The organism is Streptomyces sp. NPDC059994 (assembly GCF_042737755.1).
In the GTDB taxonomy this organism is placed as follows: Bacteria; Actinomycetota; Actinomycetes; order Streptomycetales; family Streptomycetaceae; genus Streptomyces.
The window spans coordinates 1-15,648 of the sequence record NZ_JBHWUR010000032.1 but is presented as its reverse complement, the minus strand read 5'-3'; the positions used below and the strand labels follow the sequence as shown (position 1 = coordinate 15,648).

The 15,648-nt window shown below is 71.7% G+C and carries 18 protein-coding genes; 7 read left to right on the top strand and 11 right to left on the bottom strand.

All coding sequences use genetic code 11. The features are described 5' to 3' along the window. Nucleotides 1–68: 68 nt before the first annotated feature. Nucleotides 69–1,661 carry a DAK2 domain-containing protein gene (locus tag ACFWA7_RS18080; protein ID WP_385542676.1) on the bottom strand — a complete coding sequence of 531 codons (1,593 nt, stop codon included), beginning with the start codon at nucleotides 1,659–1,661 and terminating at the stop codon, nucleotides 69–71. Between the two features lie 288 nt (nucleotides 1,662–1,949). Here ACFWA7_RS18080 and rpmB point away from each other — a divergent pair, with 288 nt between their 5' ends. Beyond that, nucleotides 1,950–2,135 (top strand): 50S ribosomal protein L28, encoded by a 186-nt coding sequence (gene rpmB / locus ACFWA7_RS18075; protein ID WP_003951095.1) that lies wholly within the window; start codon nucleotides 1,950–1,952, stop codon nucleotides 2,133–2,135. Between the two features lie 169 nt (nucleotides 2,136–2,304). Here the strand turns inward: rpmB and thiD are convergent, their stop codons facing one another. Both thiD and ACFWA7_RS18065 read right to left on the bottom strand, forming a co-directional pair. Beyond that, the gene (gene thiD / locus ACFWA7_RS18070; protein ID WP_385823825.1) at nucleotides 2,305–3,102 is read right to left on the bottom strand and encodes a bifunctional hydroxymethylpyrimidine kinase/phosphomethylpyrimidine kinase; all 798 of its coding nucleotides are present in this window, start codon (nucleotides 3,100–3,102) and stop codon (nucleotides 2,305–2,307) included. Continuing rightward, complete coding sequence (locus tag ACFWA7_RS18065) at nucleotides 3,099–4,061, bottom strand: thiamine-phosphate kinase (protein ID WP_385542617.1); 963 nt, start codon at nucleotides 4,059–4,061, stop codon at nucleotides 3,099–3,101. The genes thiD and ACFWA7_RS18065 overlap by 4 nt, the downstream gene beginning before the upstream one ends. A 248-nt stretch (nucleotides 4,062–4,309) precedes the next feature. On the opposite strand from ACFWA7_RS18065, the gene ACFWA7_RS18060 reads away from it, so the two are divergent. Together ACFWA7_RS18060 and ACFWA7_RS18055 are read left to right on the top strand one after the other, a co-directional pair. Beyond that, nucleotides 4,310–4,543: an Lrp/AsnC family transcriptional regulator gene (locus tag ACFWA7_RS18060; protein WP_064070330.1), complete on the top strand. Its 234-nt coding sequence runs from the start codon at nucleotides 4,310–4,312 to the stop codon at nucleotides 4,541–4,543. A gap of 20 nt (nucleotides 4,544–4,563) precedes the next feature. Next, nucleotides 4,564–5,046 carry a DUF3515 family protein gene (locus ACFWA7_RS18055; protein WP_385823822.1) on the top strand — a complete coding sequence of 161 codons (483 nt, stop codon included), beginning with the start codon at nucleotides 4,564–4,566 and terminating at the stop codon, nucleotides 5,044–5,046. Nucleotides 5,047–5,230: 184 nt separating this feature from the next. Here ACFWA7_RS18055 and ACFWA7_RS18050 read toward each other — a convergent pair whose 3' ends face one another. From ACFWA7_RS18050 to ACFWA7_RS18040, 3 genes are read right to left on the bottom strand one after another with little or no spacing between them, the layout of a single operon-like run. Beyond that, complete coding sequence (locus ACFWA7_RS18050) at nucleotides 5,231–6,394, bottom strand: D-alanine--D-alanine ligase family protein (protein WP_385542610.1); 1,164 nt, start codon at nucleotides 6,392–6,394, stop codon at nucleotides 5,231–5,233. Nucleotides 6,395–6,428: 34 nt separating this feature from the next. After that, nucleotides 6,429–7,442 carry an NAD(P)H-dependent glycerol-3-phosphate dehydrogenase gene (locus ACFWA7_RS18045; protein ID WP_385823820.1) on the bottom strand — a complete coding sequence of 338 codons (1,014 nt, stop codon included), beginning with the start codon at nucleotides 7,440–7,442 and terminating at the stop codon, nucleotides 6,429–6,431. Next, on the bottom strand, nucleotides 7,439–8,191 hold the full coding sequence (locus ACFWA7_RS18040) for a 1-acyl-sn-glycerol-3-phosphate acyltransferase (RefSeq protein WP_385823818.1): 753 nt from the start codon (nucleotides 8,189–8,191) through the stop codon (nucleotides 7,439–7,441). Before ACFWA7_RS18040 ends, ACFWA7_RS18045 begins: the two co-directional genes overlap by 4 nt. Nucleotides 8,192–8,330: 139 nt before the next feature. Here ACFWA7_RS18040 and cofC point away from each other — a divergent pair, with 139 nt between their 5' ends. Both cofC and ACFWA7_RS18030 read left to right on the top strand, forming a co-directional pair. Next, entirely contained in the window at nucleotides 8,331–9,059 is a 729-nt protein-coding gene (cofC, locus tag ACFWA7_RS18035) for a 2-phospho-L-lactate guanylyltransferase (protein ID WP_385542673.1), read from the top strand. Between the two features lie 10 nt (nucleotides 9,060–9,069). Next, nucleotides 9,070–9,273 (top strand): hypothetical protein, encoded by a 204-nt coding sequence (locus tag ACFWA7_RS18030; protein WP_371654942.1) that lies wholly within the window; start codon nucleotides 9,070–9,072, stop codon nucleotides 9,271–9,273. 397 nt (nucleotides 9,274–9,670) lie between these two features. Here ACFWA7_RS18030 and ACFWA7_RS18025 read toward each other — a convergent pair whose 3' ends face one another. The 4 genes from ACFWA7_RS18025 to leuC form a co-directional block, all read right to left on the bottom strand. Then, a complete protein-coding gene (locus tag ACFWA7_RS18025; protein WP_385823816.1) occupies nucleotides 9,671–10,348 on the bottom strand; it encodes an HU family DNA-binding protein in 678 nt (225 codons plus the stop codon). Between the two features lie 145 nt (nucleotides 10,349–10,493). Continuing rightward, the gene (locus ACFWA7_RS18020; protein WP_283141355.1) at nucleotides 10,494–10,721 is read right to left on the bottom strand and encodes a hypothetical protein; all 228 of its coding nucleotides are present in this window, start codon (nucleotides 10,719–10,721) and stop codon (nucleotides 10,494–10,496) included. A gap of 247 nt (nucleotides 10,722–10,968) precedes the next feature. Then, nucleotides 10,969–11,562 (bottom strand): 3-isopropylmalate dehydratase small subunit, encoded by a 594-nt coding sequence (gene leuD / locus ACFWA7_RS18015; protein WP_385542600.1) that lies wholly within the window; start codon nucleotides 11,560–11,562, stop codon nucleotides 10,969–10,971. Between the two features lie 6 nt (nucleotides 11,563–11,568). Then, complete coding sequence (gene leuC / locus ACFWA7_RS18010; RefSeq protein ID WP_385542598.1) at nucleotides 11,569–12,993, bottom strand: 3-isopropylmalate dehydratase large subunit; 1,425 nt, start codon at nucleotides 12,991–12,993, stop codon at nucleotides 11,569–11,571. 173 nt (nucleotides 12,994–13,166) lie between these two features. Between leuC and ndgR the strand changes: the two genes are divergently transcribed. Further along, entirely contained in the window at nucleotides 13,167–13,883 is a 717-nt protein-coding gene (gene ndgR / locus ACFWA7_RS18005) for an IclR family transcriptional regulator NdgR (protein ID WP_371654937.1), read from the top strand. Nucleotides 13,884–14,279: 396 nt separating this feature from the next. Here ndgR and ACFWA7_RS18000 read toward each other — a convergent pair whose 3' ends face one another. Further along, on the bottom strand, nucleotides 14,280–14,765 hold the full coding sequence (locus tag ACFWA7_RS18000; RefSeq protein ID WP_385542596.1) for a DUF4188 domain-containing protein: 486 nt from the start codon (nucleotides 14,763–14,765) through the stop codon (nucleotides 14,280–14,282). 103 nt (nucleotides 14,766–14,868) lie between these two features. Here ACFWA7_RS18000 and ACFWA7_RS17995 point away from each other — a divergent pair, with 103 nt between their 5' ends. After that, a complete protein-coding gene (locus ACFWA7_RS17995; RefSeq protein ID WP_385542593.1) occupies nucleotides 14,869–15,516 on the top strand; it encodes a MerR family transcriptional regulator in 648 nt (215 codons plus the stop codon). The last annotated feature ends 132 nt before the right edge of the window (nucleotides 15,517–15,648 follow it).

The following is a 15,648-nucleotide window of genomic DNA, read 5'->3' as shown; positions in this document are numbered from 1 at the left end:
CAACTCGCCGCGTACGGCGGCCACTCGGCCGGCCCCTCGACCGGCTGCTCGACCCGCTACTCGCCCCGCTACTCGACGCCGATCAGCAGCGGGGCGCTCTGGTTGCCGCCGTCGTAGACGACGGTGTCCACCGCCAGATGGGCCTCGCGCACATGGGCCTCGATGCCGGGCGCCAGGTCCGCCGGGGCGTCGGCGGCCAGCACCAGGGTGACCAGCTCGCCGCCCGCCGCCAGCATCCGGTCCAGGACCGCCTTGGCCGTACGGGCCAGGTCCTGCCCGATCACGGCCACGTCGCCGTCGATGAGGCCCAGCACGTCCCCGGCCTGGCAGATGCCGGCCGTGGTCCACGACTGCCGCTCGGCGACGGCCAGTTCGGCGTACCGGGTGGCGCCGGCCGCCGCGGTCATCGCGACCACGTCCTCGTCGAAGCGGCGGTCGGGGGCGTGCACCGCGAGCGCGGCGAGGCCCTGGACGGCGGACCGGGTGGGGATGAGCGCGACCCGTACGCCCTCGGTGCGCGCCTGCTCCACGGCCGCGGCGGCGGTATGGCGCAGCTCGGCGTCGTTGGGCAGCAGGACGACCTCGCGCGCGTGGGCGCGGCGGATCGCGTCGACGAGCTCGCCGCTGGCCGGGGGCTCGCCGGGCCGGGCCAGGACGGCGGTCGCCCCGGCCTCGGCGCACAGCCCGGCCAGGCCCTCACCGGGCACGACCGCGACGACGGCCCGCTGGACCTGCTCGCGCGGCTCGGGGCGGGCCCCGAAGTGGGTGATGCGGATCCGGTACGGCCGCCCGGCCTCCACGCCCGCCTCGACCGCCGCGCCCGCGTCGTCCACGTGTACGTGGACGTTCCACAGCCCGTCGCCGCCGACGACCACCAGGGAGTCCCCGAGCGCGTCCAGGCGGCCCCGCAGCCGGGCCACGGCCTCGTCCCCGGCCTCCAGGAGGTAGATCACCTCGAAGGCCGGACCGGCGCTCTCGGCGGGGTCGGCGGGGCAGGAGTGCGGGTCGAGCGGCGGATGCGCCTCGTGCCGTACGGGCGCGGCCTCGCCGGTGAGCGCCTGCGCCAGCGCCCCCAGGACCGTCACCAGACCCCAGCCGCCCGCGTCCACGACCCCGGCACGGCCGAGGACCGCGAGCTGCCCGGGCGTCTCCTCCAGGGCCCGCCGGGCGCCGCCGTAGGCCGCGGTGGCCACGGCCGCCGCGTCGCCGTCCACCCCGAGGGCCGCCTCGGCCGCGGCCCTCGCCACCGTCAGGACCGTGCCCTCGACCGGGTGCGCGACCGCCTCGTACGCCGACTCGGCGGCCCGGCGCAGGGCCCCGGACAGATCCGTGCCGCGCTCGGCGAGCACCTCGGCCATGCCGCGCAGCAGCTGGGAGAGGATGGTGCCGGAGTTGCCGCGGGCGCCGACGAGGGCGCCGTGCGCCATGGCCCGTATGACGTCGGGCGTCTCCGGCACCTCGGTGTACGCGGCGAAGACCGCCTCGACCGCCTGGTGGGCGGACTCCACGGTCAGATAGAGGTTGGTGCCGGTGTCCCCGTCCGCGACGGGGTAGACGTTGACCGCGTCGATCTCCTCGCGGTCCCGGCCGAGCCCGTCCAGGGCCAGCGAGCACCAGGTGCGCACCGCGACGGCGTCGAAAGCCCGCCCGTCTCCCGCCACCGCCCTCAACGGAGGCCTTGCGGGCCGCCCCTCCTTCTCGTGCACCTGGTGTCCTCCTTGGGCGGCCGGTGAGCTGCGGGCCAGCAGCAGGGTAGACCCGCGGAGGGGCTCTGGCCCGGGGTGGGGTGCGGCGGCGGTCATGGTAGTTTCGTATCTCGGGAGCAGCCGTTGTATGCTGCTCCGGTTGCCCGGCGAGAGTCGGGCCATTCCCCCGGCAAGCCACTTCAGATCTCTGATTCCGGTGCGCCGGATTTCACTGTAAGTGCATCTGAAGTTTTGGAGTGACCCGTGGCTGCCAACTGCGACGTTTGCGGCAAGGGGCCGAGCTTCGGCAACAACATTTCGCACTCGCACCGCCGTACGTCTCGTCGCTGGAACCCGAACATCCAGCGTGTGCGTGCCGTGGTCGGTCGGACGCCGAAGCGGCTCAACGTCTGCACCTCGTGCATCAAGGCCGGCAAGGTCTCGCGCTAACACGCGACGTTTCGTCGTAGCGCAGCCCCTGCGGTTGCCTTAAAAAGCCGGTCCACCTCGGTGGGCCGGCTTTTTGCCGTGTCCGTTCAGGCTGCGGGAGCGCTCCGCTGGGAGTGCGGTCTGTCATCTGCGGGCCGGCGGGGGCTTGTCGCGCAGTTCCCCGCGCCCCTTACGGGGTGCGGAACCGCCACCCGTGATCCACCGGGCCGATCCCCGCCCCCAGCGCGAAGCCCTGCGTGATCGCGCCCGTCACGTACTCCTTCGCCTGCCTCACCGCCTCCGGGACCGTCAGCCCCTTGGCCAGGCCCGACGCCACCGCCGATGCCAGGGTGCAGCCCGTGCCGTGGGTGTGGCGGTTGTCGTGGCGAGGGGCTCGGAGCCAGTGCTCCTCCGTGCCGTCGGTGAGCAGGTCGATCGCGTCGCCCGGGAAGTGGCCGCCCTTGATCAGGGCCCAGCGGGGGCCGAAGGCGAGGATCGCCCCGGCCGCCCGCCGCATCCCGTCCTCGTCCTCGACCCGTACGCCCGTGAGCTGCGCCACTTCGTCCAGGTTGGGTGTGGCCACGGTCGCGGTCGGCAGCAGCCTTTTCCGTACGGATTCCAGCGCCTCGGCGGCGAGCAGCGCGTCGCCGTGCTTGGAGACGCCCACGGGGTCCACGACCACCGGCGCGTCCGTGCCGGACAGGAGTTCCGCCACGGTCTCCACCAGGGCGGCGGACGAGAGCATCCCCGTCTTCACCGCCTGGACGCCGATGTCGTCGACGACCGAGCGGTACTGCATCCGGACCGCCTCGGCGGGCAGCTCCCAGGCGCCCTGGACGCCCAGCGAGTTCTGCGCGGTCACCGCGGTGATCACGCTCATCCCGTGGACGCCCAGGGCCAGCATCGTCTTGAGGTCGGCCTGGATGCCCGCGCCGCCGCCGGAGTCGGAACCGGCGACGGTCAGCACCCGGGGCGGCGCGGCGCTCACTCCTCGTCCCCGAAGTGGTCCCAGCCGCCCTTGGCGGTCCAGGGCGCGCCGTCGACAGTGACCTGGGGCAGCGCCGAGGGGTTGAGCACCTCCCCGATGACCTTCCAGCGGGCGGGCAGCTTCACATCCGGCGGGAAGGTCGCCACGATCGCGTGGTCCTCTCCCCCGGTCAGCACCCACTGGAGCGGGTCGACGCCGACCGCCTGGCCGATGTCGTTCATCTGCGTCGGGATGTCGATCAGGCCCGAGCGCAGGTCGATACGGACCTTGCTCGCCTCCGCGATGTGCCCGAGGTCCGCCACCAGGCCGTCGCTGACGTCCGTCATGGCGGTGGCGCCGAGCCCGGCGGCCGCGGGGCCCGCGTGGTACGGCGGCTCCGGGCGGCGGTGGGCCTCCACGAAGGCGCGCGGCGAGCGGAAGCCGCGTGAGAGGACCGCGTAACCCGCCGCCGACCAGCCCAGCCAGCCGGTCACCGCGACCACGTCGCCGGGCTGCGCGCCGCCGCGGGTCACCGGCTCGTGGTTGCGCAGGTCGCCGAGGGCGGTGATGGCGACGGTGATGGTGTCGCCGCGGACCACGTCGCCGCCGACCACGGCCGCCCCCGCGACCTGGCACTCGTCGCGGATCCCGTCCATCAGCTCGACCGGCCAGGTGGCCGGGAGCTCGGCCGGGACGACCAGGCCGAGCAGCAGCGCGGTCGGGACCGCGCCCATGGCGGCGATATCGGCCAGATTCTGCGCGGCGGCCTTGCGGCCCACGTCGTACGCGGTCGACCAGTCGCGCCGGAAGTGGCGGCCCTCCAGGAGGATGTCCGTGCTCGCCACCACCCTGCGGTCGGGTGCGGTCACGACCGCGGCGTCGTCGCCGGGGCCGATCCGTACCGCGGGGGTCGAGGTGAGCCGGGAGGTCAGCTCCCTGATGAGCCCGAACTCCCCCAACTCGCCCACAGTGCCTTTCACCGTGCCACCTCTCATCCTCTTACCCCTTGGCACCCGGCGCGCTCGCGGTCGCGAGCGGTCACCTCGGTGGGTACCGTCGACACATACGTCAACTTCTGCTGCGCGCACGCGGATGTGCGAGCGCCCGCGCCTGCGCGGTACTCCCCCGGGCGCACGGCGACGCGATACCGTGGCGTCTCTTTCTTCCCCCCTTGGGCCTCCCCGCCGTAGGGAGGGGACATGATCCTCGTGGCCGCCCTGGAGGTTCCGTGGTACAGGCGTACATCCTCATCCAGACCGAGGTGGGCAAGGCGTCGACCGTCGCCGAGACCATCGCAAAGATTCCGGGAGTGATCCAGGCCGAGGACGTCACCGGGCCGTACGACGTGATCGTGCGCGCCCAGGCGGACACGGTCGACGAGCTGGGCCGCATGGTGGTCGCCAAGGTCCAGCAGGTGGACGGGATCACCCGCACCCTGACCTGCCCCGTGGTTCATCTGTAGCCCCCGCTTACCCTTGACCGGTGACTTCTCCGCGCCGCCGTCCGCCGCTCGTCCTGCCCGCGGTCGCCATGCTCATGGCGGCCGCGGGCTGTTCTTCCTCGTCCGACGCCGACGCGGGGGTCGCGGTTCCCTCGCCGACGGCGAAGGAGGCGGCCGCCTGCGCGGCGCTGGACAAGGCGCTGCCGGACACCGTGGCCGGGCAGAAGCGGCACGACCCCACCCCTGACTCACCGCTGACGGCCCGATGGGGGAACGGGGACGCGGAGATCGTACTGCGCTGCGGCATTCCGCGACCCGAGGAGATGTCGGATCCGAAGCTCCCGGGCGTCGGCGTGGAGGGCGTCGACTGGACCGTGCAGCAGCGCGACGAGGGGCCCCGCTTCATCACGCAGTACCGGGACCCCTATGTCGAGCTGCGAACGGGGAAGCGGTACGCGAACGACGCGTCCGTGCTCCAGCCGTTCGGCGCCCCCGTCCGCAAGGCCATCCCGAAGACGGTGTAGGGGCTGTCCGGTGGGCCTGGTCGGCACGCGGGTGTCCGGCACGCCCATCTGCGGCGTTGTCGTCAATCACCGACGCTCCGCGTCGCCTCGATCCTCCGCCTCGCAGCTGGACGCACCAGACACCCGCTCACCAGCACCGAAATCACACCCCGCACCGAAGCCGACCAGACCCACCGGACAGCCCCTAGCGCAGGCCCGTCGAACGGCGCAGCGCCGCGTCGATCAGCCGGTCCACCAGCTCCGCGTAGTCCACGCCCGTCGCCTCCCACATCCGCGGGTACATCGAGATCGGCGTGAACCCCGGCATCGTGTTGATCTCGTTGATCACGAACTCGCCGTTCTCCTGGAGGAAGAAGTCCGCCCGGACCAGCCCCTCGCAGGACGCGGCCTCGAACGCCTCCACGGCGAGCCGGCGCACCTCGGCGGTGGCCTCGGCGCCGATCGGCGCGGGCACGATCCCGTCGGCCGAGTCGATGTACTTGGCCTCGAAGTCGTAGAAGGCGTGGTCGCTGACCGGCGGGATCTCCGCCGGCACGCTCGCGCGCGGCCCGTCCTCGAACTCCAGGACGCCGCACTCGATCTCACGGCCGCGCAGCAGCGACTCGACCAGGAACTTGGGGTCGTGGCGCCGCGCCTCCTCGATGGCCTCGTCCAGGCCGTCGAAGGAGTCGACCTTGGTGATCCCGAAGGAGGATCCGGCCCGGGCCGGCTTGATGAACAGCGGCCAGCCGTACTCGCCCGCGAACGCGGCGATCCGCTTGCGGGCGCCCTGCTCGTCCTGCTCCCACTCGCGCGGCCGGACCACCAGGTAGGGGCCGACGGACAGCCCGAACGAGGTGAACACCCGCTTCATGTAGTCCTTGTCCTGGCCGACGGCCGAGGCGAGCACGCCCGAGCCGACGTAGGGGACGCCGGAGAGCTCCAGGAGGCCCTGGAGGGTGCCGTCCTCGCCGTACGGGCCGTGGAGCACCGGGAAGACGACGTCGACCTCGCCGAGCGCCTTGGGGACCGCGCCGGGCTCCGTGTAGACGACCTCGCGGTTGCCCGGGTCCACGGGCAGCACGACGCCGCCCTCGGCGGACTCGGCGAGCTCCGCCACGCTGGGCACCTTGCGGTCGGCGATGGCCATCCGCTCCGGCTCGTCGGCGGTGAGCGCCCAGCGGCCGTCCGTCGTGATGCCGATGGGCAGCACGTCGTACTTCGTACGGTCGATGGCGCGCAGCACGGCACCGGCGGTGACGACCGAGATGCCGTGCTCGGAGCTGCGGCCGCCGAACACGACGGCCACCCGCGGCTTGCGCGGCTGCTGGGTGCTCTCAGGGCTCTGGGGGAGGTTCTCGCTGCTCATATCGCGTTGAGCGTACCCGTTCGGTCCGCCGCCTTCAGCGCCGCTCGGACTTGGCGCTGCGCGACATCAGCTCCTTGAGGGCGACCACCGGGGACTTGCCCTCGTGGACGATGCCGACGACGGTCTCGGTGATGGGCATGTCGACGCCGTGGCGGCGGGCCAGATCCAGTACGGACTCGCAGGACTTGACGCCCTCGGCGGTCTGCTTGGTGACCGCGATGGTCTCCTGGAGCGTCATGCCCCGGCCGAGGTTGGTGCCGAAGGTGTGGTTGCGCGAGAGCGGCGAGGAGCAGGTGGCGACGAGGTCGCCGAGGCCCGCGAGACCGGAGAAGGTCAGCGGGTCGGCGCCCATCGCGAGGCCGAGCCGGGTGGTTTCGGCGAGGCCCCGGGTGATGAGCGAGCCCTTGGCGTTGTCGCCCAGGCCCATGCCGTCGGCGATGCCGACGGCGAGCCCGATGACGTTCTTGACGGCGCCGCCGAGCTCGCAGCCGACGACGTCGGTGTTGGTGTACGGGCGGAAGTACGGGGTGTGGCAGGCGGCCTGGAGGCGCTGGGCGACGGCCTCGTCGCGGCAGGCGACCACGGCGGCGGCGGGCCGGCGCTGGGCGATCTCCTTGGCGAGGTTGGGTCCGGTGACCACGGCGACGCGGTCGGCGGTGACCTTGGCGACCTCCTCGATCACCTCGCTCATCCGCTTGGCGGTGCCGAGTTCGACGCCCTTCATCAGGGACACGAGCACGGTGTCGGGCGCGAGCAGCGGTGTCCAGGCGGCGAGGTTGCCGCGCAGCGTCTGCGAGGGCACGGCCAGGACGGTGAAGTCGGCGCCCTCGGCGGCCTCGGCGGGGTCGGTGGTCGCCCGTACCGCAGCGGGCAGTTCGATGCCCGGCAGGTAGTCGGGGTTGGTGCGGGTGGTGTTGATCGCCTCGGCGAGTTCGGGGCGGCGGCCCCAGAGGGTCACCTCGCAGCCCGCGTCGGCGAGGACCATGGCGAACGCCGTGCCCCAGGAGCCGGTGCCGAATACTGCTGCCTTGGTGGCGGCGTGCGTCACTTGATGCCCTCCCCGGCCGCCTTGCGGCGCAGCTGTGCGCGGACGTCGCGCGGATCGTACGGCTTCGCGGGGGCGCTCTCGCCCCGGATCTCCTCCAGCTGGCGGGTGATCGCGGCCATGATGACCTCGGTCGCCTCGCGCAGCACCTCGGGGGTGGGCTCCTTGCCGTAGAAGCGCTCCAGGTCGACCGGCGGACCGGCCTGCACCTGAAGGGTCTTGCGGGGGAAGAAGCGGACCCTCTTCTCCTTGGCGTAGGGCGGCATCGCCAAGTTGGCGCCCCACTGGGCGACCGGGATGACCGGGGCCCTCGTCTGCAGCGCGGCGCGCGCGACACCGGTCTTGGCGGTCATCGGCCACATGTCGGGGTCGCGGGTGAGGGTGCCCTCGGGGTAGAACGCGACGCATTCGCCGCCCTCGATCGCCTCGACGGCGGCCCGGAAGGCGCCGAAGGCGTTGGAGGACTCGCGGTAGACGGGGATCTGGCCCGTGCCGCGCAGCAGTGGCCCGACCACGGGCACCTTGAAGAGCGCGGCCTTGGCGAGGAATCGGGGGACCCGTCCGGTGTTGTACTGGAAGTGCCCGTAGGAGAACATGTCGAGATACGAGTTGTGATTGACGGCGGTGATAAAACCGCCCTCCGCCGGAATGTTCTCCATTCCGTGCCAGTCCCGCTTGAAAAGCACCACCAGTGGAGGTTTGGCGATGACCGCCGCCAGGCGGTACCAGAAGCCGATTCTGCGGCGGGACACTCGGAGCACCTTCCTCTAGGACAGACCACTGTCGACCACTGCGCGACCAACGCAGGGAGCAAGTGTCGCCCCGGCCCTCCGGTCTGTCGAGAACACCGTACGCCCCGGCCGTGGGGCGACTCCTCCTGGCCGGGTGACAATGATCCCCGTCCTGTCCAGCGCCTATCCGTTCGACGGGGCGGGGAGGGACAAGAGCGAGGGGGACGCCACGAACACCGCATCACCGGGCCGCTGGTCCCTGGTCGTGCCGCTGAAGCCGTTGGCACTGGCGAAGAGCAGGCTCGCCGCCGCCGTCGGCGCGGCGCTGCGGCCCCGGCTCGCCCTGGCGTTCGCCCTGGACACCGTGGGGGCGGCGCTCACCTGCCCCGAGGTACGGGATGTGGCAGTAGTCACGGACGATCCGCTGGCGGGCGCGGAGCTGGCCGCACTGGGCGCCCGGATCGTCGAGGACCGCCCGGGCGCGGGCCTCAACGCCGCCCTCGCGCACGGGGCGTACGCGGTACGCGCGCTGCGCCCCGGGGCGGCGGTCGCGGCCCTGAACGCGGATCTCCCCGCACTGCGGCCGGCGGAATTGGGCCGGGTCCTGGATGCCGCCTCCACATTTCCGCGCGCATTTCTTGCCGATGCGGCCGGAATCGGGACGACATTCCTTTCCGCCGGGCCCGGGGTGGATTTGGCCCCGCTTTTCGGCGGCCCCTCGCGCGCCGCGCATTCGGCCTCGGGGGCGGCGGAAATCCTGCTGGACGGGGTGGAATCGGTACGCCGGGACGTGGACACCGGCGCGGACCTGCTGGCCGCCCTGACCCTGGGCCCGGGCCCGGCGACGGCGGCGCTGCGGGCAGCGGTGGATGTCGTACCGGGGCACTAGGCTTTCCGGTATGCAGGCGACCGCGTACACATACGACTTCGAGACCCGCAGCGGCAGTGTGCTGCTCGACGACGGCACCCCGGTGGACTTCGGGGCCGAGGCGTTCGACGCGGGCGGGCTGCGGCTGCTGCGGGTGGGCCAGCGCGTCCGTATCGAGACGGAGGGCGCGGGCACGTCCCTGCGCATCACACTGGTGACGCTACAGACCTTCTGAGGGCGCGGGCCTTGCGGAAGTGCGGGCTTTCCGGGGGTGCGGGCCTTGCGGGGGCGAAGGCCTTCCGGGGGTGCAGGCCTTCCGGAGGCGGAGGCCTTCCGGAGGTGCGGACCTTGCGGAGGCGCAGGCCTTCCGGAGGCGCAGGCCTTCCGGAGGCGCAGGCCTTCCGGAGGCGCAGGCCTTCCGGAGGCGCATGCCTTCCGGAGGCGCATGCCTTCCGGAGGTGCGGACCTTGCGGAGGCGCAGGCCTTCCGGAGGCGGAGGCCTTCCGGGGGTGCAGGCCTTGCAGAGGCGGAGGCCTTCCGGAGGGCGGGCCTTCCGGAGGGCGGGCCGGACATGCCGCGGGCCGGGCTCCCCGAGGGGAGCCCGGCCCGGCGCGTGAGCCGTCCGGCGGTGCCTACTTCTTGCGGGCAGTCGTCTTCTTGGCGGTGGTCTTTCGCGCGGTGACCTTCTTGGCGGGCGCCTTCTTCGCGACGGCCTTCTTCGCGGGCGCGGTCTTCTTCGCCGTGGCCTTCTTGGCCGTGGTGGCCTTCTTCGCCGTGGTGGTCTTCTTCGCGGCCGGGGTGGCCTTCTTGGCGGTGGTGGCCTTCTTGGCCGCCGCCGTGGTCTTCTTCACGGCCGCCGTGGTCTTCTTGGCGGTCGTCTTCTTCGCCGTGGTCTTCTTGGCGGCGGTGGTCTTCTTGGCGGTGGTGGCCTTCCTGGCCGCGGCCTTCTTGACCGTGCTCCGGCTGGACGTGCCACCGGAGAGGCTGCCCTTGGGCGCCTTCTTCACGGCGACCTCGTCGCCCTTGGGGAGCTTCTTCGAGCCGCTGACCAGGTCCTTGAAGCCCTGACCCGCACGGAAGCGCGGAACCGAGGTCTTCTTGACCCGCACACGCTCACCCGTCTGCGGGTTGCGGGCGTACCGGGCCGGACGGTCGACCTTCTCGAACGAACCGAAACCGGTGACCGAGACACGGTCGCCGGCGACGACGGCCCGGACGACCGCGTCCAGCACCGCGTCCACGGCGTCCGCGGCCTGCTGACGGCCGCCGAGCTTGTCGGCAATCGCTTCTACGAGCTGCGCCTTGTTCACGTCTTCCCCTTCGGAGACATTGGCCGGAACGAATCTGTTCTGGCTTTTTCGCACGTTAGGCAGATATATACCGCAAATCAAACACGAAACGGGCTAATCACCCTAGTGCCGCAACGAAGTCGGCCTTCGCCGAACTCCTTGTGACTCAGTCGCCTTCGGGGAATCGGCCCTCGTCGAGGTCCTTCATCAACCGGTCCAGACGCCTTGCCGCATCGGCGAGATCGTGTTTGGCAGCCGCTGTGATGACCAGCAGCTTCCGGGACAGCGCCATCCGTACGCCCTCCGGGACTTGCAGTTCGCGCACCACTGTGTGCGCTTCTTTCAGTCGGTCCGCGACGACCCGGTAGAGCTTGAGTTGGCTGTCGCGTTCCATGCGCCGATTGTGCCATCTGGGGCGAGTTGTCGCCTCCGGCGGGGGCAACTGAGGGATTCCGGGTGGTTTCCGGCTCCCCAACGACCATCGGTCGCGCAAGTCCCAATCCGGCCATCTGCTGTGCAGCCTAGGCTAGTTGACGCCACCCTGACACCCCGCAACGCAACACGCCCCCTGTCCCGAAAGACAGGGGGCGTGTTGGGCCGAAAGACTGCCGAAGGCCCGCCGGAGAGGCGGCGTCCGGCCGTCAGACCTGCGAGGTGCTGGGCTTGTAGGAGGGCCGCTTCGCCTCGTACGCGGCGATGTCCGCCTCGTTCTGCAGGGTGATGCTGATGTCGTCCAGGCCGTTCAGCAGCCGCCAGCGGGCGTTTTCGTCGAGTTCGAAGTCCGCCGTGAGGCCCTTCGCGCGGACCTGGCGGTCCTGGAGGTCCACCGTGATCTCGGTGGTCGGGTCGCTTTCCGTCAGCTCCCAGAGCGCGTCCACGACTTTCTGGTCGAGAACCACCGTGAGCAGCCCGTTCTTCAGCGAGTTGCCCCGGAAGATATCGGCGAACCGGGACGAGACCACGGTTTTGAAGCCGTAGTTCTGCAGCGCCCAGACCGCGTGCTCGCGGGAGGATCCCGTACCGAAGTCGGGGCCCGCGACCAGCACCGACGCCCCCTGGCGCTCGGGCTGGTTCAGGATGAAGGACGGGTCCTTGCGCCAGGCCTCGAACAGCCCGTCCTCGAAGCCGTCCCGGGTGACCTTCTTCAGCCAGTGGGCCGGGATGATCTGGTCGGTGTCGACGTTGGAGCGGCGCAGCGGGACGGCCCGGCCGGTGTGCGTGGTGAAAGCTTCCATGGCTGATCAGACTCCAGCGGGCGTACGGGCGTCGGTGAGGTCGGCGGGCGAGGCCAGATGGCCGAGAACCGCTGTCGCGGCCGCGACCTGCGGCGAGACCAGGTGGGTGCGGCCGCCCTTGCCCTGCCTGCCCTCGAAGTTGCGGTTGGAGGTGGAGGCGGAGCGCTCGCCGGGGGCCAGCTGGTCCGGGTTCATGCCCAGGCACATCGAGCAGCCCGCGTGCCGCCATTCGGCGCCGGCGGCGGTGAAGACCTTGTCCAGGCCCTCCTCGACGGCCTGCAGGGCGACCCGCACCGAGCCCGGGACGACCAGCATCCGTACGCCGTCGGCGACTTTGCGGCCCTCCAGGATGGAGGCGGCCGAGCGCAGGTCCTCGATGCGGCCGTTGGTGCACGAACCTACGAAGACGGTGTCGACATCGATGGTGCGCAGCGGCTGCCCGGCGGTCAACCCCATGTACTCCAGGGCCTTTTCGGCGGCCAGGCGCTCCGAAGCGTCTTCGTACGAAGCCGGGTCGGGGACCGACGCCGAAAGCGGTGCGCCCTGGCCCGGGTTGGTGCCCCAGGTGACGAACGGCGAGAGCTCGGTGGCGTCGATGACCACCTCGGCGTCGAAGACCGCGTCCTCGTCCGTCCTCAGGGTCTGCCAGTACGCGACCGCCGCGTCCCAGTCCGCGCCCTCGGGGGCGTGCGCGCGGCCCTTGAGGTAGTCGAACGTGGTCCGGTCGGGGGCGATCATGCCCGCCCGGGCACCGGCCTCGATCGACATGTTGCAGATGGTCATCCGGGCCTCCATCGAGAGCTTCTCGATGGCCGGGCCGCGGTACTCCAGGACGTAGCCCTGGCCGCCGCCGGTGCCGATCCGGGCGATGATGGCCAGGATCAGGTCCTTGGCGGTGACGGCGTCGGGCAGTTCGCCCTCGACGGTGATGGCCATGGTCTTGAAGGGCGCCAGTGGCAGGGTCTGGGTGGCGAGCACATGCTCTACCTGTGAGGTGCCGATCCCGAACGCCAGGGCGCCGAAGGCACCGTGCGTGGAGGTGTGCGAGTCGCCGCAGACCACGGTGGTGCCGGGCTGGGTCAGGCCCAGCTGCGGTCCCACCACGTGGACGACACCCTGCTCGACGTCGCCGAGCGGGTGCAGCCGCACGCCGAACTCGGCGCAGTTCTTGCGCAGCGTCTCCAGCTGGACCCGGGAGACCGGGTCGGCGATGGGCTTGTCGATGTCGATGGTCGGGGTGTTGTGGTCCTCGGTGGCGATGGTGAGGTCGAGGCGCCGGACCGGGCGGCCGTTGGCGCGCAGACCGTCGAAGGCCTGCGGGCTGGTCACCTCGTGCAGCAGGTGCAGATCGATGAAGAGGAGGTCGGGCTCGCCCTCGGCGCGCCTGACGACATGGTCGTCCCAGACCTTCTCCGCGAGTGTCCTACCCATCGCTTTCCCTCCGGCCGGCGTCGTCGCCGGCCCAACTAGAGACCGGGTGCTCCGCCCGGGCCCCCGGGACCGGACGGTGGCTGCGGACCGTTGTGCGGACCGCCAGTACAGGTTCGCAAGTTCCGGAGAAAATTGAACTTGCGTTTCACAGAGTGAGACGCGAGTATCGTTTCATGGACAACTCTAGCGGCGTCGGCGTTCTCGACAAGGCGGCTCTCGTCCTGAGCGCCCTGGAGTCCGGTCCGGCCACCCTCGCGGCTCTGGTCGCGGCCACCGGGCTCGCACGACCCACGGCACACCGCCTTGCCGTGGCACTGGAACACCACCGCATGGTGGCGAGGGACATGCAGGGCCGGTTCATCCTCGGTCCGCGGCTCGCGGAGCTCGCGGCAGCGGCCGGCGAGGACCGTCTGCTGGCCACGGCCGGGCCGGTGCTCACGCATCTGCGCGATGTGACGGGCGAGAGCGCGCAGCTCTATCGCCGTCAGGGCGACATGCGGATCTGCGTGGCGGCGGCCGAGCGGCTGTCCGGACTGCGGGACACCGTGCCGGTCGGCTCGACCCTGACGATGAAGGCGGGCTCCTCCGCCCAGATCCTGATGGCCTGGGAGGAGCCGGAGCGCCTGCACCGGGGCCTGCAGGGCGCCCGCTTCACGGCGACTGCCCTGTCGGGCGTACGGCGCCGGGGCTGGGCCCAGTCGATCGGCGAGCGCGAGCCGGGCGTGGCCTCGGTCTCGGCGCCGGTGCGCGGCCCGTCCAACCGCGTGGTGGCTGCCGTCTCGGTCTCCGGACCGATCGAGCGCCTGACCCGCCATCCGGGCCGGATGCACGCCCAGGCGGTCATCGACGCCGCCGCCCGCCTCTCCGAGGCCCTGCGCCGCAACGGCTAGCCCGCCCCACGTCCGTCTCCGGCCCACCGCTTCAACGCCGCAGCGGTGGGCCGGAGGCGTGTTTTCAGGGGCGCGGTGTTTGCCCGCGGGCCTTCTGTGGCTGGTCGCGCAGGTCCCCGCGCCCCTCAGGGGGTCCGTCGCGGCCTGAGAACGCAGCTCAGCCACAGGTTTTGAGGGGCGCGGTGTTTGCCCGCGGGCCTTCTGTGGCTGGTCGCGCAGGTCCCCGCGCCCCTCAGGGGGTCCGCCACGGCCTGAGAACGCAGCTCAGCCACAGGTTTTGAGGGGCGCGGGGAACCGCACGAGCAACCCCCACCGGCCCGCAGCCGAGAACGACCCTCCTCGACGGAGCACACACCCCGGCCCGCAGCCAAAAACCTGCGCCCCGCCAGCGGAGCGCTACGCCGCCTTCAGGCGGTCCGCCGCGCGGTCGCCCCGGCGGCCGACCGGGACCACGCCCGTCGCCTTGCCCAGGCCGAACCCCGGCATCGAGAAGTAGACCGACTCGTACGAGCCCGCCGGGACCACATACGTCTCGTGCCAGACCCCCACGGCCCCCTTGGCCCCGCGCGCCCGGCGGTTGAAGGCCGTCCAGGCCGGGCGGTGCTCCTTGTCCTGCGCCGACGCGTACGCCAGGAGCTTCTCCTTGGACTCCCAGTACTGCACCACCGCCAGCGTGCGCGGCCCGGCCAGGACGGGCTGGAAGCCGAGCAGCCCGCTGCCCTCCTCCTTGACGAGTTCCTTCAGCATCCGGGGCATCGCGGAGGTGACCGGCAGCCAACTGCGCAGCGCGCGGAAGCGGTTGATGCGCATCCCGATGAGGAAGACCACCACGTCCCCCTCGGCGGCGGCGGTCATGCGTCCTTCGATCGGCTTCTCACTCATGGCGTTCCCCCAGTGACCAGTGACAGCTGCTTGGGCGTGCATTGGATAGTTTCGCTATCCGGTGGTTAGATAGTGGCACTCTCCAAGGAAAGGCGCAAGAGGAATGAGACTGGCGGAGCTGAGCGAGCGGAGCGGGGTCGCCCCGGCGACGATCAAGTACTACCTGCGCGAGGGGCTGCTGCCGCCCGGCCACCGGGTCACCGCCACCCAGGCCGACTACGACACCACCCACGTCCAGCGGCTCAAGCTGGTGCGCGCGCTGATCCAGGTGGGCCGGGTGCCGGTGGCCGCCGCCAAGGAGGTGCTCACGGCCCTGGAGGACGACTCCCTGGACCACCACTCCCGCCTGGGCGTCGCCGTGGAGGCTCTGCCGAACGCGCCGGAGCCCGACCCCGCCGACCCGTACGCGCGGGCCGCGCGCGAGTCGGTGGACGCGCTGATCGACGGACTCGGCTGGCAGTACGGCGGCTCTCACCCGCAGGGCAGCTCGGGGGCGTATCGGACGCTGCTGGCGGCGGTGACCGCGCTCACCCGGCTCGGATATCCCTGCGCCGCCGAGGAGTTGGCCCCGTACGCGGCGGCCGCCGCCCAAGTCGCGATCACCGACCTGGACTTGGTGGAGCGCTACGCCGCCCCCGCCGAACAGATCGAGGCGGCCGTGGCGTTGACCGTCCTGTACGAGCCGGTGCTGCTGAGTCTGCGGCGGCTGGCCCAGGCGCAGGAGTCGGCGCGGCGGTTCGTCCGGCCGTGAGCGCCGCCCGGGGCCGGACCGCTCCCGGGCATGCGGAAGGGGCCCGGCACACAATGTGTGCCGGGCCCCTTCTTCACGTACCCCCGACCGGATTCGAACCGGCGCTACCGCCTTGAGAGGGCGGCGTGCTAG